Origin of the sequence: Sphingobium anseongense (genome assembly GCF_037725245.1) — a bacterium.
Classification (GTDB): Bacteria; Pseudomonadota; Alphaproteobacteria; order Sphingomonadales; family Sphingomonadaceae; genus Sphingobium.
Map to the genome: position 1 here is coordinate 1 of NZ_JBBJUL010000040.1, position 446 is coordinate 446.

Sequence of the window (446 nt, forward strand, 5' to 3'; positions counted from 1 at the left end):
TAAGCGTCCGGCCTTCGGCGTGTTGCGTGGTTCGGCCCGTTTGGCGAGGGAGGGCGGATAGGAGTCTCCTTCTGGACTCCATAAGGAGATCAGGAGATGGGCCGGATCGAGGTCATCACCCGCACGGAGCGTCGCCGTAAATATTCTCCCGCCGAACGGGCCGCGATCATGCGGGAGGCTGACGCGCCAGATGTCACCGTGCGGGAGGTGGCGAAGCGGCACGATATAGCCGAGAGCCTGATCTATAGCTGGCGGACGGCACGGCGGCAGGCGGAGAAGATCGCGAGCGAACCACTGGCCTTCATCTCATATGGGGCCGTGCCGGAGGGCGATCTTGTCGCCGTCGCGCCAGCGCCGCCATTGTTGCAGCCCCAGCCCGTCCCCACGATGCCGGTGATGGAAGAGTTGACCCGTCCGCATCCCGGCGGACGTCCCGGTGAGATCGG

1 protein-coding gene is annotated in these 446 nt (G+C 65.7%); it reads left to right on the forward strand.

What is annotated here, in order from left to right; translation table 11 throughout:
* Nucleotides 1-96 precede the first annotated feature (96 nt).
* On the forward strand, nucleotides 97-446 hold a 350-nt coding region (locus WG908_RS16500), incomplete at its 3' end, for a transposase (protein WP_340187597.1).